Source organism: Herbidospora sp. NBRC 101105, from assembly GCF_030269205.1.
GTDB lineage: Bacteria > Actinomycetota > Actinomycetes > Streptosporangiales > Streptosporangiaceae > Herbidospora > Herbidospora solisilvae.
This window is the reverse complement of record NZ_BSSX01000007.1, coordinates 276,593-298,625: the sequence shown is the minus strand read 5'-3', so window position 1 is coordinate 298,625 and position 22,033 is coordinate 276,593. Positions and strand designations below refer to the sequence as shown.

24 protein-coding genes are annotated in these 22,033 nt (G+C 72.3%); 14 read left to right on the top strand and 10 right to left on the bottom strand.

Annotation, left to right across the window (positions count from 1 at the left end; all coding sequences use genetic code 11):
* Positions 1-123 precede the first annotated feature (123 nt).
* The 3 genes from QSK34_RS28085 to QSK34_RS28075 are packed head-to-tail and all read left to right on the top strand — an operon-like array spanning position 124 to position 2,029.
* Positions 124-528 carry a DUF1048 domain-containing protein gene (locus tag QSK34_RS28085; RefSeq protein WP_285588277.1) on the top strand — a complete coding sequence of 135 codons (405 nt, stop codon included), beginning with the start codon at positions 124-126 and terminating at the stop codon, positions 526-528.
* On the top strand, positions 525-1,271 hold the full coding sequence (locus QSK34_RS28080; RefSeq protein ID WP_285588275.1) for an ABC transporter ATP-binding protein: 747 nt from the start codon (positions 525-527) through the stop codon (positions 1,269-1,271). Before QSK34_RS28085 ends, QSK34_RS28080 begins: the two co-directional genes overlap by 4 nt.
* Positions 1,268-2,029, top strand: a complete 762-nt coding sequence (locus QSK34_RS28075) for an ABC transporter permease (protein WP_161481939.1) — start codon at positions 1,268-1,270, stop codon at positions 2,027-2,029. Before QSK34_RS28080 ends, QSK34_RS28075 begins: the two co-directional genes overlap by 4 nt.
* Positions 2,030-2,042: 13 nt before the next feature.
* Here the strand turns inward: QSK34_RS28075 and QSK34_RS28070 are convergent, their stop codons facing one another.
* Complete coding sequence (locus QSK34_RS28070; protein WP_285588271.1) at positions 2,043-2,987, bottom strand: acyltransferase domain-containing protein; 945 nt, start codon at positions 2,985-2,987, stop codon at positions 2,043-2,045.
* A gap of 59 nt (positions 2,988-3,046) precedes the next feature.
* On the opposite strand from QSK34_RS28070, the gene QSK34_RS28065 reads away from it, so the two are divergent.
* Positions 3,047-3,505 (top strand): RrF2 family transcriptional regulator, encoded by a 459-nt coding sequence (locus QSK34_RS28065; RefSeq protein WP_285588269.1) that lies wholly within the window; start codon positions 3,047-3,049, stop codon positions 3,503-3,505.
* A 4-nt stretch (positions 3,506-3,509) separates the two neighbouring features.
* On the opposite strand, the gene QSK34_RS28060 is transcribed toward QSK34_RS28065, so the two are convergent.
* The gene (locus QSK34_RS28060; RefSeq protein WP_285588267.1) at positions 3,510-5,009 is read right to left on the bottom strand and encodes a CehA/McbA family metallohydrolase domain-containing protein; all 1,500 of its coding nucleotides are present in this window, start codon (positions 5,007-5,009) and stop codon (positions 3,510-3,512) included.
* A gap of 109 nt (positions 5,010-5,118) precedes the next feature.
* Here QSK34_RS28060 and QSK34_RS28055 point away from each other — a divergent pair, with 109 nt between their 5' ends.
* Positions 5,119-5,532, top strand: a complete 414-nt coding sequence (locus QSK34_RS28055; RefSeq protein ID WP_285588265.1) for a YkvA family protein — start codon at positions 5,119-5,121, stop codon at positions 5,530-5,532.
* Here QSK34_RS28055 and QSK34_RS28050 read toward each other — a convergent pair.
* Positions 5,504-6,046, bottom strand: a complete 543-nt coding sequence (locus QSK34_RS28050; protein ID WP_285588263.1) for a TetR/AcrR family transcriptional regulator — start codon at positions 6,044-6,046, stop codon at positions 5,504-5,506. The two genes, QSK34_RS28055 and QSK34_RS28050, sit on opposite strands and share 29 nt — an antisense overlap.
* Before the next feature lie 97 nt (positions 6,047-6,143).
* Between QSK34_RS28050 and QSK34_RS28045 the strand changes: the two genes are divergently transcribed.
* Complete coding sequence (locus tag QSK34_RS28045) at positions 6,144-6,908, top strand: SDR family NAD(P)-dependent oxidoreductase (RefSeq protein ID WP_285588260.1); 765 nt, start codon at positions 6,144-6,146, stop codon at positions 6,906-6,908.
* Between the two features lie 4 nt (positions 6,909-6,912).
* Here the strand turns inward: QSK34_RS28045 and QSK34_RS28040 are convergent, their stop codons facing one another.
* Genes QSK34_RS28040 through QSK34_RS28015 form a run of 6 tightly spaced genes read right to left on the bottom strand, consistent with a single transcriptional unit; the run spans position 6,913 to position 13,324 of the window.
* Complete coding sequence (locus tag QSK34_RS28040; RefSeq protein ID WP_285588259.1) at positions 6,913-8,070, bottom strand: sulfate adenylyltransferase subunit 1; 1,158 nt, start codon at positions 8,068-8,070, stop codon at positions 6,913-6,915.
* Positions 8,070-8,948, bottom strand: a complete 879-nt coding sequence (cysD, locus tag QSK34_RS28035) for a sulfate adenylyltransferase subunit CysD (protein WP_285588257.1) — start codon at positions 8,946-8,948, stop codon at positions 8,070-8,072. Before cysD ends, QSK34_RS28040 begins: the two co-directional genes overlap by 1 nt.
* Positions 8,948-10,822 (bottom strand): M20/M25/M40 family metallo-hydrolase, encoded by a 1,875-nt coding sequence (locus QSK34_RS28030; RefSeq protein WP_285588255.1) that lies wholly within the window; start codon positions 10,820-10,822, stop codon positions 8,948-8,950. Before QSK34_RS28030 ends, cysD begins: the two co-directional genes overlap by 1 nt.
* Positions 10,823-10,825: 3 nt before the next feature.
* Positions 10,826-11,593, bottom strand: a complete 768-nt coding sequence (locus QSK34_RS28025; protein ID WP_285588253.1) for an SDR family NAD(P)-dependent oxidoreductase — start codon at positions 11,591-11,593, stop codon at positions 10,826-10,828.
* Between the two features lie 11 nt (positions 11,594-11,604).
* A complete protein-coding gene (locus tag QSK34_RS28020; protein WP_161481929.1) occupies positions 11,605-12,507 on the bottom strand; it encodes a sulfotransferase family protein in 903 nt (300 codons plus the stop codon).
* A complete protein-coding gene (locus tag QSK34_RS28015; RefSeq protein ID WP_285588249.1) occupies positions 12,500-13,324 on the bottom strand; it encodes a family 3 encapsulin nanocompartment shell protein in 825 nt (274 codons plus the stop codon). The genes QSK34_RS28020 and QSK34_RS28015 overlap by 8 nt, the downstream gene beginning before the upstream one ends.
* A 223-nt stretch (positions 13,325-13,547) precedes the next feature.
* Here QSK34_RS28015 and QSK34_RS28010 point away from each other — a divergent pair, with 223 nt between their 5' ends.
* The 7 genes from QSK34_RS28010 to QSK34_RS27980 are packed head-to-tail and all read left to right on the top strand — an operon-like array spanning position 13,548 to position 19,967.
* Positions 13,548-13,730 (top strand): lysine biosynthesis protein LysW, encoded by a 183-nt coding sequence (locus QSK34_RS28010; RefSeq protein ID WP_232320225.1) that lies wholly within the window; start codon positions 13,548-13,550, stop codon positions 13,728-13,730.
* Complete coding sequence (locus QSK34_RS28005; protein ID WP_285588243.1) at positions 13,730-14,578, top strand: RimK family alpha-L-glutamate ligase; 849 nt, start codon at positions 13,730-13,732, stop codon at positions 14,576-14,578. The genes QSK34_RS28010 and QSK34_RS28005 overlap by 1 nt, the downstream gene beginning before the upstream one ends.
* Entirely contained in the window at positions 14,575-15,609 is a 1,035-nt protein-coding gene (gene argC / locus QSK34_RS28000) for an N-acetyl-gamma-glutamyl-phosphate reductase (protein ID WP_285588241.1), read from the top strand. The genes QSK34_RS28005 and argC overlap by 4 nt, the downstream gene beginning before the upstream one ends.
* An 8-nt stretch (positions 15,610-15,617) precedes the next feature.
* Entirely contained in the window at positions 15,618-16,448 is an 831-nt protein-coding gene (locus QSK34_RS27995; RefSeq protein WP_285588239.1) for a transketolase, read from the top strand.
* Positions 16,445-17,371, top strand: a complete 927-nt coding sequence (locus QSK34_RS27990) for a transketolase family protein (protein ID WP_285588236.1) — start codon at positions 16,445-16,447, stop codon at positions 17,369-17,371. The genes QSK34_RS27995 and QSK34_RS27990 overlap by 4 nt, the downstream gene beginning before the upstream one ends.
* A complete protein-coding gene (locus QSK34_RS27985) occupies positions 17,368-18,831 on the top strand; it encodes an AMP-binding protein (protein WP_285588234.1) in 1,464 nt (487 codons plus the stop codon). The genes QSK34_RS27990 and QSK34_RS27985 overlap by 4 nt, the downstream gene beginning before the upstream one ends.
* Positions 18,828-19,967, top strand: coding sequence for an acyl-CoA dehydrogenase family protein (locus QSK34_RS27980; protein ID WP_285588232.1), 1,140 nt, complete (start codon positions 18,828-18,830; stop codon positions 19,965-19,967). Before QSK34_RS27985 ends, QSK34_RS27980 begins: the two co-directional genes overlap by 4 nt.
* On the opposite strand, the gene QSK34_RS27975 is transcribed toward QSK34_RS27980, so the two are convergent.
* Positions 19,937-20,506 (bottom strand): CGNR zinc finger domain-containing protein, encoded by a 570-nt coding sequence (locus QSK34_RS27975; protein ID WP_285588230.1) that lies wholly within the window; start codon positions 20,504-20,506, stop codon positions 19,937-19,939. The genes QSK34_RS27980 and QSK34_RS27975 overlap by 31 nt on opposite strands.
* Before the next feature lie 54 nt (positions 20,507-20,560).
* On the opposite strand from QSK34_RS27975, the gene QSK34_RS27970 reads away from it, so the two are divergent.
* A complete protein-coding gene (locus tag QSK34_RS27970; RefSeq protein WP_285588228.1) occupies positions 20,561-21,952 on the top strand; it encodes an MFS transporter in 1,392 nt (463 codons plus the stop codon).
* The last annotated feature ends 81 nt before the right edge of the window (positions 21,953-22,033 follow it).

Here is a 22,033-nt window from a genome sequence, read left to right as displayed (position 1 = left end):
CCCCTCTGACGGTATACGTATGCTTATGCGTATACCGCTCCGGTACTTGCGCCGCCCCCGCTATTCAGCGCTACTATGTACCGGTAGTCAGTAGTACTTAGTAGCTGAGGGAGAGCGATCGACATGACCCCCGAATCACCGGAAGACAAGAGCCGTTACCGGCGCTATCTGGAGCTCCTCACCGGTTCCCTCGACGACAAGAAGCGCTACCGGCAGGTCAAGGCCCGCATGGGGCGGCTGCCCGGCGACTACCGCATCGCCTACGACGCGCTGGAGCGCTACCTGATGTTCTTCGGCCGGGCCGACGGCCCCGGCTGGCTGGAGATGTACGAGGACCTCGCCGACCTGTTCGAGCAGAGCGCCGCGAACGCGACCCCGATCCGCGACGTCTTCGGCGACGACCCGATCGAGTTCGTCGAGACCTTCATCCAGAACTACCCGGTCGGGCGGTGGATGGCCCGGGAGCGCGACCGCTTCACCGACGCCGTCGCCCGCGCCGCCGGCGAGCAGGACCGGAGGGCCTCGTGATCCGCGTGCAGGCGCTGGAGAAGTCGTACAAGGACCTGAAGGTTCTCCGGGGCGTCGACTTCGAGGTGGCGCGCGGCAGCATCTTCGCCCTGCTCGGCTCGAACGGCGCGGGCAAGACCACGGTCGTGCGCATCCTGTCGACGCTGCTGACGGCCGACGCGGGAAGCGCCGGCGTCAACGGGTTCGACGTCGCCGCCCAGGCCGCGCGGGTGCGCGAGTCGATCAGCCTGACCGGCCAGTTCGCGGCCGTCGACGAGATCCTCACCGGGCGCGAGAACCTCGTGCTGGTGGCCCGGCTGCGCCATCTCAAGGATCCCGGGAAGATCGCCGACGACCTGCTCGACCGTTTCTCGCTGACCGACGCGGGCGGCCGGAAGGTGGCGACCTACTCGGGCGGCATGCGCCGCCGCCTCGACATCGCGATGAGCCTCATCGGCGACCCGCCGGTCATCTTCCTCGACGAACCGACCACCGGCCTCGACCCCGAGGCCCGCATCGAGGTGTGGCAGGCGGTCAGGGAGCTCGCCGCCCGGGGCACGACCGTGCTGCTCACCACGCAGTATCTCGACGAGGCCGAACACCTCGCCGACCGCATCGCCATCCTCCACGAGGGCCGGATCATCGTGAACGGCACCCTCGCCGAACTCAAGCAACTGCTCCCGCCCGCCAAGGTCGAGTACGTCGAGAAGCAGCCGACCCTGGAGGACGTCTTCCTCACCCTCGTCGGCAAGGACAAACGATGACCAGGCATTTCTTCGGCGACACCGGGACCCTCCTCGGCCGGTCGCTGCGCCACATCACCCGCAGCATGGACACCATCATCACGACCACCGTCATGCCGATCATGTTCATGCTGCTGTTCGTGTACGTCTTCGGCGGCGCGATCCAGTCGGGGTCGGACTCCTACGTCACCTACCTGCTGCCGGGCATCCTGCTCATCACGGTCGCCTCCGGCATCTCCTACACCGCCTACCGGCTCTTCCTCGACATGCAGAGCGGCATCTTCGAACGGTTCCAGTCGATGCCCATCGCCCGGTCGGCCGTGTTGTGGGCCCACGTGCTGACCTCGCTGGTCGCCAACCTGATCTCGCTCGTGGTGGTCGTCGTCGTCGCCCTGATCATGGGCTTCCGCTCCTCGGCGGGGATCGGGGCCTGGCTCGGCGTCGCCGGTCTGGTGATGCTGTTCACCCTGGCGCTGACGTGGCTGGCCGTCATCCCCGGCCTGACCGCGAAGACCATCGACGGCGCGAGCGCCTTCTCCTACCCGCTGGTCTTCCTGCCGTTCCTCAGCTCGGCCTTCGTGCCGACCGACACCATGCCGGGGCCGGTCCGCGCCTTCGCCGAGAACCAGCCGGTGACCTCGATCGTCAACACGATCCGCGACCTGTTCGCCCAGCAGCCGGTCGGCGGCGAGGTCTGGGTCGCCGTCGCCTGGTGCGCCGGGCTCCTCGTCGTGGCCTACGCCTTCGCGATGACGACCTACCGCCGCCGGATCTCCTGACCGGCCAGGCCGGTCAGATCGGGAAGGCGCCGCGACGCCACCGCCAGTGGCGGCCGGCCCGCAGATGGTCGACGACCGCGCGTTGCAGCACGGTGCGGCGCGGCAGCCGGTCGAGCGGCGTGGTCAGCGAACGGAACACGAACCGCAGCACCTCGACGTCGGCGTCGATCCCCTCGGGCTCCTCGTAGGGCTCCAGCTCGAACCTGCGCTGGAACCGGACGATGTTGGAGTCGTCGGGCAGATACTCGGCCAGTTGCGGGTCGAGCAACCACGAACCGCAGGCGAACGCCGTGTACGTCTCGCCGGGGAAGTGGCGCGGGAAGAATTCGCGGGCCCGGTCGAGCGAGTCGTCGATCGCCTCCGGGGTCATCGGCCCCGTCTCGGGGATGTGCAGGTCGAGGGTGGCGCCGCCACGGTGGAACTGGAGCCGGCCCAGTTCGTAGATCGCGCCGCGCACGTGAAGCGTCAGCCAGCTCTGCATGACCGGCCAGCCCTCACGGTTCATCCGCCGGTCGATCGCGAGGTTGCGGCCGAGGTCGGCGAGGCTCAGCCACGTCAGGTCGCCGGCGACGCCGTGGTCGCGGTGGAACCCGACGGCGACGTCGACCAGGGCCAGGTAGGCGTACACGTAGAGGTGCCGCCAGGCGGGCCCGCGGTCGCGGGCCAGTTCGGGGCCGGGCGGCAGCCAGCCGTGGCCTCCGAGGTCGGCGCGGACCAGGGCGATGGAGCGGTCGAGCAGCCAGCGCAGCTCCGGAGTCCAGAACGGGGAGCCCGGATCGGGCCAGCCCTCCATGATCTCGGCGGCGTCGTCGGGCCGGACCGCGAGCCGGTCGAGCAGCTCCGGGACGTCCGCCTTGGCGGGCAGCGGGACGGAGGGCAGGTCACCGGCGAGCCGGTGCACACGCTCGACCTCTTCGGCGGGAACTCCGAGCCGGGCGGCGATGGCGGTCAGGTCCACGCGGACGATCCTAGGCGAACAGGACGTGATTGCTTTCCTACCTACATAGTAGGAAAATCATGGAAAGGACGTCGGTCCGGGAGCCGGGGGTCTCCGAGATGCGCATATCGGCACGTACCCAGTACGCCCTGCGCGCCATGGTCGCCCTGGCCGCCGGAGACGGTCCGCTGGCCGCCGGGAAGATCTCGGCCGACCAGGACATCCCGCGCCGCTTCTGCGACAACATCCTGCTGCACCTGCGCCGCGCCGGGCTGATCCAGAGCGCCCGGGGTCCCGAAGGGGGCTACTGGCTCGCGCGCTCGCCGGAGCAGATCTCGGTCGCCGACGTCATCCGGGTGACGGAGGGCGTCGAGCCCCCTCCGCACTTCCCCGGCGTGTCCGGCCCGCTGACCGAGATCCTGGAGAAGGTGCGCGACCGGGAGCAGGCGCAGCTCCGGGAGATCACCCTGGCCGCCGTCGTGGCGTCCTCGCGGCCGCCCGCGCCGTGGCGGCCGCCCGCTCCCCGGCCGTCGGAGTGAGTCGTCAGCGGACCTGGACGAAGACGGGGTTGGAGTAGAACCAGAGGTCGTCCCAGGGGCTCTCCTTGCCGTCGGCCAGCGGCTCGGCCTCATCGGTGCCGGTGCCGCGGACCCGGGCGTACAGGTCGGTCTGGACGTCGCGCAGGGTGTGGCGGATCACGTAGTCCTGGCCCTGGCGGCGCCAGTCGCGGGGGCCGAAGCGGGCCTCGACCTTCGTGGTGGGGTTGGTGTCGGCGTCGCGGTCGGCGTTCGGGCCGGTGACCTGGCCGACGATCAGGTCGACGCGGCGGACCTGCGGGAGGTCGCCGTTGCCGTTGGCGACCAGGCGCGGGCGGAACCTGATCTCGATCTCGACGTCGCCCCGGTTGCGGCGGCTGAGGGTGACGGTCTCGCCCATCGCCGCCTCGCGGCCCTGGCCGCGCGCGGTCACGTCGAGGCCGGTGATCAGGTCGCCTGTGGTGACGAAGATGCGGCCGTTGCGCAGGCCGTCCATGATGTCGGCGTAGTCCTGGCGGGCGTACACGTAGGTCTTGCTGTACTCGCCGGGCCAGAAGTCGGCGCCGCCGCGGGTCCAGTGCACGTGGGAGTCGGAGGTCGCGGTGATCCACCAGCGGCGTCCCTCGCCGAGCAGCGCGTCCCAGAGGCCGCCGACACGGGCCGTCATCTGGTCGAAGCCGCCGTAGGTGGGGTGGTTGCCGTAACCGCCGCGCGCGCCGCCGTTCAGCGGGCCCGCCTGGTGGCCGGGCGCGCCCTCGAAGCCGACGTAGACGTCGGGGGCGGCGTCGTTGCCGTTGCGGAACTCGCGCGGGGTGTCCTGGCCGTAGACGCCCAGGCCCGTGGCGGAGCGCGACGCGTGGTGCGCGATCACCAGGGGCTTGTGCGGCATGCCCTTGGCGGCCTTCAGGAACTCGATCATCTTGGCTTCGGTGTCGCGCCCGGGGTCGGCGGGGAACGCGTCGTGCTTGGCGAAGCGCTGCTCCAGCTCGAAGAGCTGCTGCGCCTCGTCCCGGTGGTGCGGGATCATCAGCGTGTGGTGGTCGAGGGCCGGGGCGTCGAACTCCATGCCCCAGAACTGCAGCACCTCGGGCACCAGGACACGCGAGCGCAGCAGGTCGGGGTAGGCCTGCTCCAGGTTCACCTTCGAGTGCGTCGGCCCGCCGTGGTCGGTGCACATGGCCCAGGTGAGGCCGAAGTGCTTGGCCATGATCGCGTTGGTGACGATCGGGTAGACGGCGTCGGCGCCCTTGTGGAACCGGGGCGGGGTGACCGAGGTGTCGAACTCGCCGCTGTACTCCGAGTGGACGTGGTGGTCGCCGGCGCGCCAGCTCCGGCCGCCGGGGGCGGCGGGCTTGTCGTGGCCCCGGGCGTCGTCGTCGGCGGCGGCCGTGCCGGTGGTCGCCAAGGGGCTCGCGGCGACCAGGGTCGCGCCGATTCCGGCGTACCGGACGAGCTGCCGACGCGAGATGGCCGCGCCCTCGGAACCTTCGTTGTGCTTGTCTGTCACTTCGAGCCTTCCGCTCGCTGTTGAGAAGGGTGCGACAGACGAGTCTCAAGCGGCAGGCTGAACAGGACATAAATATTGATCAGGATCATAGAGAACAGAAGTCGCCATTATGGACGTCACGGACATCGTGCTGGCGATCGTCGCCGCCCTCGCCCTCACCTGGCTCACGCTGGTCGCCGCGCTGGTGTTCCTCCGGCCACGCGGCGGCCTGCTGCGTGAGGCGCTGCGGGTGCTGCCCGACGTGCTCCGGCTGATCCGCCACCTGGCCGCCGACCGCGACCTGCCGCGCGGGGTGCGCGTCCGGCTGGGGCTGCTGCTGGTCTACCTGGCCGTCCCGATCGACCTGATCCCCGACTTCATCCCGGTCCTCGGTTACGCCGACGACGCGATCGTCGTCGTGGCGGTGTTGCGGTCGGTGGTGCGCCGCGCGGGCCTGCCCGCCGTCCGGGCCCACTGGCCGGGCACCGACGACGGCTTCGAGGTGGTCAGACGCCTCACCGGGATGGGCGGAGGCCGTCCATGAGGAGGTCGAGCAGGCGGCCGGCCTGGTCCCGCTGCTCGGGTTCGCCCGCGATGAGGGCGATCCCGCCCAGCGCCATGAGCACGTCGAGGGCCGTGACGTCGCCCCGGACCGTGCCCTCGTCTGCGGCGGCGTCGAGCAGGGAGCCGAGCGCATCGGTGATCCGCGTCCGGATCGCCAGCCGCCGCTCCTCGTCGCCCGCGAGCACGACCTTCAGCGCGTCGGCCATGGCGCGCTTGGCCGCCAGGAAGTCGAGGAAGTCCTCCATCCAGACGCGCGGACGCACACCCGGCGCCTGCGCCTCCTCGCAGATCCGGTCGACCTCGCCGCTGTAGACGGCCCAGACCAGATCCTCGCGGGTCGGGAAACGGCGGTAGAGGGTGCCGATGCCCACGCCCGCCTCCTTCGCGATCTCCCGCAGCGACGCGTCGGCGCCGTCGCGGGCGAAGGCCCGGCGGGCGGCGGCGAGCACCAGATCCTGGTTGGCCTTCGCGTCGGCACGCAGGCGATCGGCCACCTGACCTCCCCTGACTTGAAAGCGGAGCATGCTCCGCTTATGGTCGGACGTATGCGGACGGCGCTCCGCTTATCCCGAAGTCTAACGAGGAGGAACGATGACGCATTCACTGACCGGCACCGTCGCCCTGGTCACCGGGGCGAGCAGCGGGATCGGCGCGGCCACGGCCCGCGCCCTGGCGGCCGAAGGCGCCGCGGTGGCGCTGGTGGCCCGGCGCGGCGACCGGCTGCGGGCGCTCGCGGCGGAGATCCGGGCGGACGGCGGAACCGCCGCGGTCGTGACGGCCGACATCGCCGACCGCGCCCGGGCGCACGACGCCGTGGACCGGGTCGTCGACGAGCTGGGCCGCCTCGACACGGTGGTCAACAACGCGGGCCTGGCCCTCGTCGGCCCGGTCGAGGCGGCCCCCGAGGACGAATGGGACCGCATGCTGGCGGTCAACGTCGAGGGCCTCCTGCACGTCACCCGGGCCGCGCTGCCCCACCTCGTCAGGGCGGCGGAGGACGCGCCCCGGCGGGTCGCCGACCTGGTCACGATCAGTTCCACCGCCGGCCGGGTCGCCCGCGCCGGTCAGGCCGTCTACAGCCTGACCAAGTCGGGCGTGAACGCCTTCTCCGAGTCGCTCCGGCAGGAGCTGCAGCCCCAGCGGGTCCGGGTGGGGATCGTCGGGCCCGGGACCGTCGACACCGAACTCTCCTCCCACCTGCGCGAGGGCGTGCGGGAGGCGGTGGCCGGCCAGATCGGCGGCATGGAGCTGCTGCGCCCGGAGGACGTCGCCGACGCGGTCCGCTACATGGTCACCCGGGAGCGGCGGGTCGCGGTCAACGAGATGCTGGTCCGGGCCGGCGCGCAGACGTGGTGACCGGTCAGGCGACCGAGATCATGCCCGCCGACCGGGTCGCGCCGTCGCCCGGGTCGATCAGCAGGCAGGCGCCCGTGATCCGGCTGTCGGCGTAGTCGTCGACCGCCAGATCCGAGGCCGTGCGCACGACCACGTCGCCGATGTCGTTGACGGCCAGCGGGCCGCCCGACCCGATGTGCTCCACCACCGCGCGGACCGTCCGGGTCGTGTGCTTGACCAGCACCTTCTCGCCGACCGTGAGGGCCTTCTCGTGCAGGTGGCAGACGGTCGCGCGCAGCTCCCGGGTGGCCTCTGGCGCGGTGGCCTCGGGCGAGATCAGCGCGCCGCGCGCCACGTCGAGGTCGTCGGCCAGCCGGACCGCGATCGACTGCGGCGCCCACGCCATCGCCACCGGCTGCCCGAGCACGTCGATGCCCGCCACCGTCGTGGTGTGGCCGCCGGGCTGGACGACCACCCGTTCGCCGACGTGCAGGATGCCGCCCGTGAGCTGGCCGGCGTAGGCGCGGCGGCCCCGCGTCTTGATGACGTACTGGACCGGGAGACGCGCGGGCAGCCCGGTCAGGTCCTCGCCGGCCTCGGCCGTCTCCAGGAACTCCAGCACGGTCGGCCCGGTGTACCAGCCCATGTGCTCCGACGGGGTCACCACGTTGTCGCCGGTCAGGGCCGAGATCGGGATGGCCGTCACCTCGCCGGGGTAGTCGAGGTCGCCGGCGATCGACGCGAAGACCTCCTCCGACCAGCCGACCAGGTCCATCTTGTTGACCGCCAGCACCAGCGCGGGCACCCGCAGCAGCCCGGCGACGGCGGCGTGGCGGCGGGTCTGCTCGGTGACGCCCTTGCGGGCGTCGACCACGAGCACGACGAGCTGCGCCGTCGAGGCGCCGGTCACCATGTTGCGGGTGTACTGCACGTGGCCCGGCGTGTCGGCCAGCACGAACCGGCGTCGTGGGGTGGCGAAGTAGCGGTAGGCCACGTCGATCGTGATGCCCTGTTCCCGCTCGGCGCGCAGGCCGTCGGTGAGCAGGGCCAGGTCGCTGGGCGAGGCGATCTTCTCCAACTGGTCGGACATGACCGACTTGGAGTCGTGCAGCAGACGTCCGACCAGCGTCGACTTGCCGTCGTCGACGGAACCGGCGGTGGCCAGCCTGAGCAGTGTGGACATCAGAAGTACCCTTCTCGTTTGCGGTCCTCCATGGCGGCCTCGGCCAGCCGGTCGTCGGCGCGGGTCGCGCCACGTTCGGTGATGCGCGAGGCCGCGATCTCCTCGACGACCTCGGCGGGGGTGCGGGCGGCCGACTCGACCGCGCCGGTGCAGGACATGTCGCCGACCGTGCGGTAGCGGACCGTCCTGCGGACCAGCCGCTCCTCGTGGCCGCCCCACGCGCCGGGGCACAACCACATGCCGCGCCGGTCGAACACCTCGCGTTCGTGGGCGTAGTAGATCGACGGCAGCGCGATGTCCTCGGCCGCGATGTACTGCCAGACGTCGAGCTCGGTCCAGTTCGACAGGGGGAAGACGCGCACGTGCTCGCCCGGGCAGTGGCGGCCGTTGTAGAGGTTCCACAGCTCCGGGCGCTGGCGGCGCGGGTCCCAGCCGCCGAACTCGTCGCGGAGGGAGAAGACGCGCTCCTTCGCGCGGGCCTTCTCCTCGTCGCGCCGCCCGCCCCCGAACACGGCGTCGTGGCCGCCGGCCTCGATGGCGTCCAGCAGCGGCGTGGTCTGCAGGCCGTTCCGTTCCGGCACGTCCGGCAGCACGCCCCGGTCGATGTAGTCCTGCACCGAGGCGACCTTCAACCGCAGGCCGGCCGTCACCCGGTCGCGGAACTCGATGACCTCGGGGAAGTTGTGGCCGGTGTCGACGTGCAGGAGCGGGAAGGGCACCGGCGCGGGCGCGAAGGCCTTGACGGCGATGTGCAGCATGACGATGGAGTCCTTGCCGCCGGAGAACAGCAGCACGGGCCGGTCGAACTCGCCGGCGGTCTCGCGCATGATGTGCGCGGCCTCGGCCTCCAGCGCCTCCAGATACGTGGTGGTCGTCATCACGCCGCCCTCTCGACCAGCCGCGTCTCCGCGGCGATCCACTCGGCGACCGCCCGCGACAACACCGCGCGGGCCCGCCGGTATTCGACGGCGTCGAGATGCTCGTGGGGGGTGTGGTCGAGCTTGGCGTCGCCGGGGCCGTACGCCACCATCGGCACCCCCTGCCACGTCGTGGCCAGCGTGTTCATGTCGCTGCTGCCCTTCTTGGCCAGGAACCGGTTGACCACCCCCTCGGCCCGGAAGGCCCGCGAGAAGGCCTTGACCAGGGGGCTGGTACGCGCGGTGAGGTGTCCGGGGGTGGCCCGCAGCACCTCGACCCCGACGGGATGGGCGACCTTCCGGATCAGCCGGGTCAGGTCGTCGACCGACAGGTCGGCGGGCACCCGGACGTCCACGACCGCCTCTCCGCGCTGCTCGTCGCCGCCGTTGACGGCGTGGATGCCGAGCACGGCCAGCAGGGCGTCGGGCCCCGCCTCGGCGAGGGCGGCGCGCAGCCGGGCGAGCACGTCGACCATCTGGTCGGCCGCCGTGGTGACGCCCTGGCCCGCGGTGTGCCCGACGGGGTCGGCGACCGCCATCCGGACCTTCAGCAGGCCGTAGTAGCCGATGGTCAGCGCGCCCGCGCCGGACGGCTCGCCGATGACGACGGCGTCGGCCGGGTAGTGGTCGCGGACGAAGAACGCGCCCGCCGAGGTGATCTCCTCCTCCACCGCGCCGACCACCCGCACCTGGACGTCGGGCGGGACGTCGAGTTCGTGCAGCGTCTCCAGGTAGGCCACCAGGCTGCCCTTGGCGTCGACGCAGCCCCGGCCGGAGATGGTGCCGCCGTCCCAGCGGACGGGCCAGCGGTGCGGGACGGTGTCGAGGTGGCCGAGCATGAGGAGGCGGCGGCGGCCGGAGCCCTTTGAGGCCACCAGGTTCCCGGCCTCGTCGATCTCGGCGTCGATGCCGCGTTCGCGGCACCACCCGACCAGATATCCGGCCAGTTCCCGCTCGTCGCGGGAGACCGAGGAGATCTCCACGGCCCGCGACAGCAGCGTGAGGTCGTCGGCGGGCGGGGCGGCCCGCCAGAAGCGGGTGCCGGCGTCCAGGGAGTGGGGGCCGGTGATGGCGACGTCGGCGCTGCCGTCGAGGGCGATCTCGGCGGCGCGCACCTTCTGCCGCATGCGGCCCTGGGCGTGGCGCAGGCCCTCGCCCCGGCCGAGGTCGGAGATGCCGGATTTCGGGTCGTCGACGTCCGCCAGCAGCCCGGGTGTCCCGGTCACCAGCCGCAGGTGGTCGGCGTCGAGCGCGTTGGCCAGTTCGGCGGCCAGCACGTCGGCGTCCACGTTCAGCGGCGTGCCGCCGTCGGAGGCGGCGGCCGGGGGCGCCAGGCAGACGACGTCGAACGCGTCGAGCAGGGTGGCCAGGCAGTCGGCGTCCACCGACGAGACGACCCCGGCGCGGTGGTCGCGCACGATCACCGCCCGGTCGCCCGACACCGCCCGCAGCGGCGGGTTGGGCCGGGCCGTCACCAGCGAGCCCGCCTGGGCGGTCGAGGTGAAGCAGGTCAGCCCGCGGGTGGTCAGCGCGGCGTGGACCCGGGGCAGGGTGACGCGCTCGTAGGCGGCCACGATGTGGTCCATCTCCTCCGGCGGGCAGTACCGCGCCGTCGACCCGTTCTTCAGCGTGAGCGAGCGCACCGGACGCCCGATGGCCGCGTAGTGGGCCGCGATGCCGGCCGCGCCGCCCGCCACCAGGAGGATCCGCGCGCCGCGCCCGCGCAGGCGGGCCACCTCGTCGAAGACGGTCTCGTGGGCGAGGCTGGCGCTGCCGATCTTGACAACGTAGAGGGCCGCCGTGTGGGTGGTGGCGACCTCACCGAGAACAGACACGATTCACACTCCTCTGGTGTTGCCGCCGTCGGCCACGAAGACCGTGCCGGTGACGTAGGAGGCCTGGTCGCTGGCGAGGAAGGCGGCCAGCGCGCCGAAGTCGTCGACGTCGCCGATCCGGCCCAGCGGGATGCGCCGGGCGACGGCGGCGAGCTCCTCCTCGACGGAGGCGCCGAACTGCTCGTCGAGGATCGGGGTGCGGTGGAAGCCGGGGGCCAGCACGTTCACCGTCACCCCGCTCGCGCCCAGCGTGGCGACCAGGCCCTTCATGTAGCCGAGCAGGCCGAGCCGGGCCACCGCCGACAGGCCGCTCTCGGGGTGCGGCTGCCGGACCGACTCGGAGGCGATCATCAGCAGCCGTCCCCAGCCGTCCTTCTTCACGTAGGGCAGGGCGGCCAGCGTCAGGGCGATGTGCGGGATCAGGTTGGCGTCGATCGCGGCCCGGTAGTCGGCCACGCCGAACGCGTCGACCGGGCCGAACGGCACGCCGCCGGAGTTGGTCACCACGATGTCGATGCCGCCGAGCGTGGCGGCGGTGTCGCGGACCCAGGCGGCGGCGGCGTTCTCGTCGCACAGGTCGACCGGGACGCTCAGCACGTCGCCGTCGCCCATCGCGCTCACCTCGACGTGGGCGCGGGCGAGCTTGGCGGGGTCGCGGCCGCAGATGGCCACGCTGGCCCCCTCGGCGGCCAGGGCCTTGGCGACGCCGAGGCCGAGGCCGCTGCTGGAGCAGGCCACCAGGGCGACCCGCCCTCTCAGGCGCAGATCCATGGGATGTCCCCTCAGGTCAGAATCGGGTAGCCGTACCGGCCGAGCAGGGGCAGGGCCGGGGCCGTGGCGGCGGCGCGGGCGCGGGGCGGAAGGCCGGTGCGCCAGCGTTCGTCGGCGCGGATGCGCGCCGGGCCGGCCGACAGCCGGTCGGGGTTGCCGGTGACCGTGTGGTTCACGCTCAGCGTGACGTTGCCGTCGGCGTCGGCCGGCGGGTCGTCGTCGAGGCCGGCGAACCGCAGCACCCGGGCGAGGGTGCCGCGCGGGTCGCGGCACAGGTCCTCGTGGCGGACCCGCAGGTAGCGGTCGGGGGCGGCGTGGCCGGACAGTTCGGAGGCCAGGTTGAAGCCGGTCCAGTAGCCGCTGCTGCGGGCCGGGCTCATCGGGTCGATGTAGTCCTTGGCCCTGGCGTAGGAGAACGCGGTGGCGCGGGGGTCGCGCACCATGTGCAGCACCCGCACGTCGAGGTCGGCGCGGCCCAGCAGGGCCGCCGCCTCGGCCGGGAACTTCGAGCCGTCGACGACGAGCCGCTCGCCGCCGTGCGCGGCGAGGGTCCGGTAGACGTCGGCGGTACGCCCGACCGCCTCGGCCACCCCCGGGGCGGTGGGCACCCGGCCGGTCGACTCGGCGATGCGGTCGCGCGTGTGGCGGGTGCGCAGCAGCGCCCGCTGCTGGAGCGTCATCAGCCGCGCCTCGCCCTCCGACGAGGTGATCACCTGTGACCAGAGCCCGCAGGAGGTGACGTCGGCCCCGCAGCCGCACGTGGAGTTGGTGCCCGCCTTCAGGATGCCGTTCTGCCAGAGGTAGTGCAGCTCGCCGGCGTGCAGCACGCCGGGCAGCTCGCCCAGCACGTTGCCGAGCATGGTGCTGCCGCTGCGCAGCCAGCCGGTGATGTAGAGGATTCGCGGCTCACCCATGCCACGTCACCGCCATCAGGTGCTGCGGCAGGTGCACCGCCAGCCCGATCCTGGACGTGGCCCTGACGGCGCCCGGGACCAGCGCGATCGACGCCACGCCCGGCATGAGCAGCGTGCAGGCGGCCCGGAAGTCGCCCATCAGCAGGGTGTCCTTGGGCATCATGCGGGTGCGCGAGACGGTGATCCCGGCGTTCTGGAACCGCGCGAGCAGGTCGTCGCGGACCATCTTCCAGTACGTCTCCGGATGCGCCACCACGCCGTCGCACGACCCGCCGGTCTCCTCGATCTCCCCGGCGGCCCGGGTGACCGTGGTCGCCAGGTCGTCGCCGCTCTCGGCCGAGCGGCTGCCCGGCAGGCCGAGCAGGCCGGTGATCGCGCCGTCGGCGGTGCCGTGCAGCAGCGACTCGTTCTCGACGACGGACAGGCGCACCAGCACCCGGTAGTCCACATACGCGGCGAGCAGCGCCGGGTCGGCGGCGACGCCGTCGGGGAGCGGCACCTCGACGGAGAGGTCGGTCAGCGGCGCCTTCATGAGGCGGGGCGCGAACGCGGCCTCCGGCGTCGCGCCGTAGGCGGTGCCGGCGGCCTCGATCCGCCCCTTGGGCGGCTCGTGGACGTAGGACACCGACCCGTCGGCCACGTCGGCCGTCTTCAGCAGGTGCCGGACCGTGTAGCGGGGCCGGGACGCGAACAGCGGGAACGCGGCCGGAAGGTGCAGGTCGAACGGGACCTCACGGACCCCGGCGGCCACCTCGGCGGCGAACCGCTCCCCCGGCGACAGGGCGGCCGGGGCTTCTTGCAGGGCGATCGCTCGCATTGAGCCCTCCTAGGGATATACGACTCCAATCGAGCCTATGAATTCGCCGGATGAATTTCCGCACCAAATCGAGTAGCGCCGCTTATGCTCGGGGAATCACCTGTTTATATGGCCCCCGATAAGCGCGGGAATTCACTTCGATCGGCAACCCTTATTGGCGATCGGCCGCCGATTCTGGTTACGGTTGAAACGCCGATATTTCCCCGAGACATAGGGACGAGCCATGCAGAAGGTTATGAACGCCCCCGAGTGTCCCGAGTGCGCGGCGCCGGTCTCCATCGACGCCGACGCCCGGGTGAGCGAGATCGTCGAATGCCTCGACTGCCGCAGCGAGCTGGAGATCTCCTCCGTCACGCCGCCGTCCCTCACCCTCGCCCCCGAGGTCGAAGAGGACTGGGGGGAGTAATGCGCTCCGGCCACCGCCTCGCCGTGCTCGCGTCACGGGTGCGGTTCGAGGAGAAACAGATCATGGCCGCGCTGGAACGGCGCGGCGCGACATTCGTCCACCTCGATCCCCGGTCCCTGGTCGTGGCCGACGGCGTTTCCCGCAGCGATTTCGTGCTCAACCGCGAGGTCGGCCACTACCGGGCCCTCTACGCCGCGAGCGCGCTGGAGTCGGCGGGGGCGACGGTGCTGAACACCGCCGCCGCCACCCACGTCAGCGGCGACAAGTGGCTGACGACCTCGGCGCTCATGGCCGCGGGCCTGCCGACCCCCCGCACGGCCCTGGCCATGACGCCGGAGGCGGCCGTCGACGCGCTCGACCAGATCGGCTACCCGGCGGTCGTGAAACCGCTGGTCGGCTCGTGGGGCCGCCTGGTCACCGCGCTGCCCGACCGGGCCACCGCCACCGCCGTGCTGGAGCACGTCGCGGCCCTGCCGTCGCCCCAGCAGCACGTCGTCTACGTGCAGGAGCTCGTCGAGAAGGCCGACCGGGACATCCGGGTGCCGGTCGTCGGCGGGCGGGCGCTGGGCGCGACCTACCGGCGCGGCGACGAGTGGCGCACCAACGTCGCCCGGGGCGCCGTCTCGACCCCGTTCGAACTGACCGACGTCCACGCGAAGCTCGCGGTGGCCGCCGCCGAGGCGGTGGGCGCCGAGATCGCGGGGGTCGACCTGCTGGAGGACGCCGACGGGCACCTGACCGTGCTGGAGGTCAACGACCGCGTGGAGTTCCGCGGCTTCCAGAACGCCTGCGGCATCGACGTCGCCGACGCCGTCGCCGCCCACGTCATCGCGAGGGCAGAGGCATGATCAGATGCGCCGTCGTGGGAGGCGCCGGCTACATCGGCGGCGAACTCCTGCGCATCCTCACCGGGCACCCATCGGCCGACCTGGTGGCCACCACCTCACGGCGGCTGCGCGGCCGGCAGATCGACGGCGCCCACCCCAACCTGCGCGGCCGCACCCGGCTGGCCTTCGTCTCCGACGAGGAGCTCGACCAGGACGGCCCCTACGACGTGCTGTTCCTGGCCACGCCCCACCGCGAGACGATGCGGCGGATGCCCGAGTACCTCGGGCTGGCCGCGACCGTGGTCGACCTGTCGGGCGACTTCCGGCTGCGCGACCCTGCCGTCTACGCCGACTACTACGGCGTCGACCACGCCGCCCCCGACCTCATCGGGAGCTTCACGACCGGCGTACCGGAGCTGCACCGCGAGGAACTCCAGGTCGCGAGCCGCATCAGCGTGCCCGGGTGCATGGCCAACGCCGGCATCCTGGCGCTGACCCCGCTGGCCGAGGCCGGGCTGATCCGCGGCGAGCTGACCGTCGACGCCCGGACCGGCTCCAGCGGCGCCGGCGCGACCGCCGGGGCCGAGAACCTGCACGCCGAACGCAGCGGCGCGCTGCGTGTGTTCGCGCCCACCCGGCACCGGCACGAGGCGGAGATCGCCCAGGCCACCGGCCTGCCGGTCCGGATGACGGCGACCGGCGTCGAGGCCGTGCGCGGGGTGCAGCTGCTCTGCAAGGCCCGCCTGACCGACGGCGCCGACGAACGCGCGATCCGGTCGGCCTACCGCGACCGCTACGCCGACGAGCACTTCGTGCGGGTGGTCGCCCACCGGCGCGGGCTGCACCGCTTCCCGGACGCCAAGATCCTCTCCGGCTCCAACTTCTGCGACGTCGGCTTCGCCCTCGACGCCGGTTCGACCACGGTCACCGTGATCGCGGCCCTCGACAACCTCGTCAAGGGCGGCGCCGGCAACGCCGTGCAGTGCGTGAACATCCGCCACGGCCGCCCCGAGCGCGAGGGCCTGGAGTTCGTCGGCCTGCACCCGAACTAGGAGAAGCGATGACCACCACCATCGACGCCCCGCCGGCGGCCGGGACGGCCGCCCGGATCAGGGAGCACGTCGTCAACCTGTGCGCCGGCCCCGAGGGCGGCCACCTGGGCGGCTCGATGTCGCTCGCGGAGATCCTCGCCACCCTGTACACGCGGGTGCTGCGGGTCGATCCGCTCGACCCGGCCCGGCCCGACCGGGACGTGCTGCTGCTGAGCAAGGGGCACGGCGGGCTGGCGCTCTACGCCGCGCTCGCCGAGGCCGGGTTCTTCCCTCCGGAGCGCCTGGACGAGTACGCCCGCCCCGGCAGTGAGTTCATGGCCCATCCGCACCCCGAGATCCCCGGCGTCGAGATGCCCTCGGGTTCGCTCGGCCACGGGCTGGCGCTGGCGGTCGGGTTCGGGCTGGGTTTCCGGCTCGACCACGCCGACCGGCGCTGCTTCGTCGTCATGGGCGACGGCGAGCTCCAGGAGGGCTCGGTCTGGGAGGCCGCCTCGGTGGCCGCCGCCCAGCGGCTCGACAACCTCGTCGCGATCGTCGACCGCAACCGGCTCCAGATCACCGGCGCGACCGAGACGATCGACGCGCTCGAACCGCTGGCCGACCGGTGGTCGGCCTTCGGCTGGTCGGTACGCCAGGTCGACGGCCACTCCTGCGAGGAGCTGGAGGCCGCGCTGACCGAACCGCCGGCACCCGGCCGCCCGACCGTCGTGATCGCCCACACCGTGAAGGGCAAGGGCATCCCGTTCGTCGAGGACCAGCCCCGCAGCCACTACGCCAAGCTGGGCGAACGTCAGCACGCCAGGGCCCTCGCCGCGCTGCGAAGGGGGGCCGCGTCATGACCGCGTCCTCACGCGAGGTCTACCGCGACGCCGTGCTCGACCTGCTGCCGCGGGACGAGCGGCTGGTCTGCCTCGACTCCGACACCGGCCTGTTCGACTCCGCCCAGTTCCCCGAGCGCTATGTCAACCTCGGCATCGCCGAGCACACGCTGATGGGCGCGGCGGCCGGGCTCGCCAAGTCGGGCCGGATGCCGCTGGTCAACACGATGGCGGCGTTCGCGTCGTCGCGCGCCAACGAGGCCGTGAAGATCGACATCGCGCTCAACAACCTGCCGGTGCGGATCGCCGCGACCCATTCGGGCGTGTCCGCGGGCCACCTCGGGCCGACCCACCACGCGCTGGAGGACCTGGCCGTGATGCGGACGCTGCCCAACATGACCGTGGTCGTCCCGGCCGACGGCCCGCAGACCGGGACCCTGTTCCGGCAGGCGCTCCGCCTCACGGGCCCGGCCTACCTGCGGCTCGGCCGCAACGCGACGCCCGGGCTGCCCGACGCGCCGCCGGTCACGCTGGGCCTGGCCCAGGTGCTCAGGGACGGCGCCGACGTCACGATCGCGGCCTGCGGGCCCTATCCGGTGCTGGCCGCGCTCGACGCCGCCGACACGCTGGCCGCCGAGGGCGTCAGCGCGTCGGTGCTGAACGTGCACACCGTGAAGCCGCTCGACGTCGCCACGATCGCCGCCCACGCCGGGCGCTCCGGAATCGTCGTGACCGTCGAGGAGCACTGGCGGAACGCCGGGTTCGGCGCCGCCGTCGCCGAGTCGCTCGCCGAGATCGCACCCAACCTGGTGCTCCGGGTTGCGATGCCCGACGCGTTCGTCCCCGTCTCCGGCGGGCAGCGATATCTGGCCGAACGCGGAGGCGTCACCTCGGCCGCGGTCGCCGCCAAGGCTCGTTCCGCGCTGGGGAGGGATCCGCGATGACCATCATGGACGACCTGCGCGCCCATCCTCCCGGCAAGCTCGCCCTGGTCTGCTACCAGGACGGCGGGGCCGTGGAGCTGACGTACGGAGAGCTGCTCGACCGCGTCGACCGCATGGCCACCCTGCTGCGCGGGCTCGGCGTCGGCAGAGGCCAGGTCGTGACGTTGCAGTTGCCGAACTCGTGGCAGCTCGCGGCGCTGATCCTGGCGTGTTACCGGATCGGGGCGGTCCCCGGGCCGGTCGTGCCGATCATGCGCAGGCGCGAGGTCCAGTTCATGCTGAACCTGACCGAGAGCCCGGTCTACATCGCGAAGGCGGAGTTCCGCGGGTTCTCGTACCGGCGGATGATCGACGACGTGGACGCGCCCACACTGCGCCACACCCTGTTCGTCGACGACCTGGAGCTTCCCTCGCCGGCCCTCGACGGGGTCGCCGAATCGGGTCCGGGCGACCCGGCGCAGGTGGCGTTCACCTCCGGCACGACCGGGGAGCCGAAGGGCGTCGTGCACACCCACGACAGCCTCCACGCGATGAACCGGGCGCAGGCCGACGTGCTCCACCTGACCGACGGCGTCGTCACGGCCATGGGGTCGCCGACGACCCATCAGGCCGGGTTCACCTGGAACCTGTTCATGCCGCTGCTGCTGGGCGGGACCGCCGTGCACGTCGAGTCGTGGGACGCCGGCCGGATGCTCGACATCCTCCAGGAACGCGGCGTCACCTTCTTCATGGGCGCCCCGACGTTCCTGTCCGACCTCATCGAGGCACAGGCCGAACGGCCGCGTGACCTCCGCAAACTGGAGACCTTCGCGACCGGCAGCGCGCCGATCGCGCCCTACCTGGTCGAACGCGCCCGCGACGTGCTCGGCTGCCGCCTCTACGCGTTGTGGGGCATGACCGAGAACGGCTGCGTCACCATCACCCGGCCGGAGGACCCGCCGATGCGGGCCGCCGAGAGCGACGGGACCGTCGTGCCCGGCATGGAGGTGCGGATCACCGGCGAGGGCCGGTTACAGGTCAGGGGCGCCTCGCAGTGCGCCGGCTACTTCCGGCGCGAGCACGTCTACCGGGCCTGCCTCACCGACGACGGCTGGTTCGACACCGGCGACCTGGCCCGCGACGACGGTCACGGCGGCATCCGGATCACCGGGCGCGCCAAGGACGTCATCATGCGCGGTGCCGAGAACATCCCGGTCGTCGAGGTCGAGGCCGCGCTGCTGCGGCACTCCTCCGTCCGTGACGTGGCGGTCGTCGGCTACCCCGACGAGCGGCTCGGCGAGCGGGCCTGCGCGGTGCTGGTGGCCTCGTCCGGGGTGACGCTCGACGACCTCCGGGTGCACCTGGCCGGGCTCGGCATGGCCAAGCAGTACTGGCCGGAACGGCTGGAGCTCGTGCCGTCGCTGCCGCGCACGCCGTCCGGGAAGATCCAGAAATTCGCCCTGCGGGAGGGGCTGCGATGAACCTCGACTTCACACCCCAGCAGGAGACGCTGGCCAAACGGGTGCGCGAGTTCGCCGCCGACCGGGTCGCGCCCTTCCGGGCCGAGAGCGACCGGCGGGCCGAATACCGCCCCGGGCTGCTGGCCGAGATGGCCGCCGAAGGACTCTTCGGTGTGCGCGTCCCGGAGGAGTTCGGCGGTCAGGGCCTGGACGCCGTCAGCGTCGGCATCGTGCTCGAAGAGCTCGCCGCGGCCGACCTGTCGGTCTGCTACCCGGTGCTCAACGCGGCGCTGGTCGGCGGCGTGCTGGCCGCCAACGGCGATCCGGCCCAGCTCGCCCGCTGGCTCCCCGGCATCGCGGCCGGCACGTCCGTCGTCGCCCTCGGCCTCACCGAGGCCGGCCACGGGACCGACGCGGCGGCCATCGAGACCGTCGCGGAGCACTCCGCCGACGGCTGGCGGCTGACCGGCGAGAAGACGTCCATCATGGCCACCGCCTACGCCACCCACGGCCTGCTGTTCGCCCGGACCGGCGAGGCCGGGGCCCGCGGCATCAGCGCCTTCTACACCCCGCTGCACGGCGTGCGCCGCGAGCTGCACACCGACCTGGGCTGCCGCTCGGGCGGGCGGGGCCGCTTCGCCCTCGACGGCCTGCGGGTCGCCGACGAGGACCTCGTCGGCCGTCCGGGCGCGGGCTTCGTGGAGGTCATGCGCGGCTTCGGGGTCTCCCGGGCGCTGATCTCCCTGATGGCCGTCGCCGTCGGGCAGGCGGCCCTGGACGAGGCCATGGCCCACGCCGGACGGCGCGAGGCCTTCGGCCGGCCGATCGGGAAGTTCCAGTCGGTCGCCTTCCCCCTGGTCGAACACGCGACCATGCTTCACGCGGCCCGCCTGGTCTCCTACGAGGCCCTGGCCGCCGCCGACGCGGGCCGCGACCCCCGGTTGCCCGCGAACATGGCGAAGTGGTGGGCCCCGAAGGCCGCCATGGAGGCCGTGCACCAGTCGCTCCTCACGATGGGCCACCTCGGCTGGTCGGAGGACGGGCCGGTGGCCCAGCGCCTCAGAGACGTCATCGGCCTCCAGCTCGCCGACGGCACCGCCGCCGCGACCAAACTCGTCGTCGCCCGTCACCTGCTGGGACGGGAGGCGGCCCCGTGACCGGCCGCGCCCTGGCGGTAGGTGCGCATCTTCGCGCGCGTGCCGCAGACGGCCATCGAGCACCAGCGGCTGCCCCGGTTCCGGGAGCGGTCGTAGAAGGCCCATTCGCAGCGGTGCTCGCGGCAGGCCTTGAGGCGGGACCACGAGCCGTCGGCCACCGCGGCGGCGACCGTGCCGAGGATCGTCGCGAACACCCCGCGCACGTCCTGCTGGACCGGGCGCAGGCCCAGGGTGTCGCCCGACACGACCAGCGGGCAGTCGCGGGCGACGTGACCGATCGTCAGCCGGGCCTCGGGGTCGGGGGCGGCGCCGTTGTTCTCGCGGAGCACGGCGCGCAGCGCCTCCCGCAGGGTGACGGCGTCGCGCCGGTCGAGCTCCCCCACCTCGGGCGTGAAGCCGTGGCGGGCGAGCCAGCGCGCGGCCCCCTCGATGGTCGCGAACTCGTCGGGCCCGAACTCCACGTTGACGCTGTTCACGAACGACTGAACGAGCGCCAGCGGGCCCGGCGCGATCTCCCTGTCTCCCGGCTGACCTTTCATGCTTACCAGTAAACGAATTTCACTGGTAACAATCAAGTTAGAGGAGGAAACCCCATGTTCCAGGAGAACCGGAAACCGGCCCTGGCACTGCTGTGCATGGCCCAGTTCGTGCTGGTCCTGGACTTCGCGATCGTCAACGTCGCCCTGCCCTCCATCCAGCGTGACCTCGGCTTCACCGACAGCGCCCTGCAGTGGGTCGTCGGCGCGTACGCGTTGTTCTTCGGCGGGTTCCTGCTGGTCGGCGGGCGGCTCGGCGACATCGTGGGACGCAAGAGGATGTTCGTCGGCGGGCTGGCCGTCTTCACCGCGGCCTCCTTACTGGGCGGGGTGGCGACCGAGCCGATCGTGCTCATCGTCGCCCGCGCGCTGCAGGGCCTCTCGGCGGCGGCGGTGTCGCCGGCCGTGCTGGCGCTGATCGCGGCGGGCTATCCCGAAGGCAAGGAACGCGCGAAGGCCATGGGCATCTTCGGCGCGGTCGCCTCGGCCGGGTTCACCGGCGGGGTGCTCTTCGGCGGCATCCTCACCGAGTTGTTCGGCTGGCGGGCGGTCATGTTCGTGAACGTCCCGGTCGGCGTCGCGCTGGTGCTGCGGGCGGTCGGCCGCCTGGCCCCCGACCACGTCACGACGCGCACCCAGAAGATCGACGTCCCGGGCGCGATCCTGGTCACGGCCGGGATGTGCGCGCTGACCTACGCCCTCACCACCGCGACCGACCACGGCTGGGGCGCCCCCGGCGTCGTCTACCCGCTCATCGGGGCGGCGGTGCTGCTCGCCGCGTTCTTCGTGCTCCAGACCAGGCGGGAGCACCCGCTGGTGCCGCTGTCCATCTTCCGGATCCGCGGCGTCGTCGCGGGCGACTCGATCGCGTTCCTGTCGGGCGGCGTCATGTCGATCTCGACCTACTTCCTGACCCTCTACATGCAGCACGGCCTCGGCTACTCCGCCATCCAGACCGGCGTCGCGTTCTTCCCGCAGGCCGTCGTGACGGTGTTGTCGGCCAAGTTCGTGGCCGACCTGACCGGGCGGGTCGGGCCCCGGCCCGTGCTCATCGGGGGCGCGGCGTTCCTGACCGCCGGTTCGGCCTGGCTGCTCACGGTGCCCGTGGGCGGGAGCTACTGGCTGCACGTGCTGCCCGGCGGCGTGCTGATCGGGCTCGGCGTCACCGTCATGATGATCTCCACGGCGGTGGCCGCCACGACCGGGGTCGACGGGCCGAGGATGGGCCTGGCCAGCGGCCTCTACAACTCGCTGCGCCAGCTCGGGGTCGGGCTGCTGCTGGCCGTCGCCGTGACGGCGGCGGTGCCGACCACCGATCCGGGCAACATCGGCAGCTACCACGTCGCGTTCGGCATCAGCGTGGTCCTGTCGGTGCTGATCGCGCTGATCGCGGCGGCGGTCCTGCCGTCGCGGAAGCCCGCGGTCGAAAGGGAGAAAGTCGACGCCTGACAGAACCGCGGAAAAGCCGGTCTCCTTTCGGGGAGACCGGCTCTTTTTATTGCATAACAAGCGCTAATCGAGATGCCATTG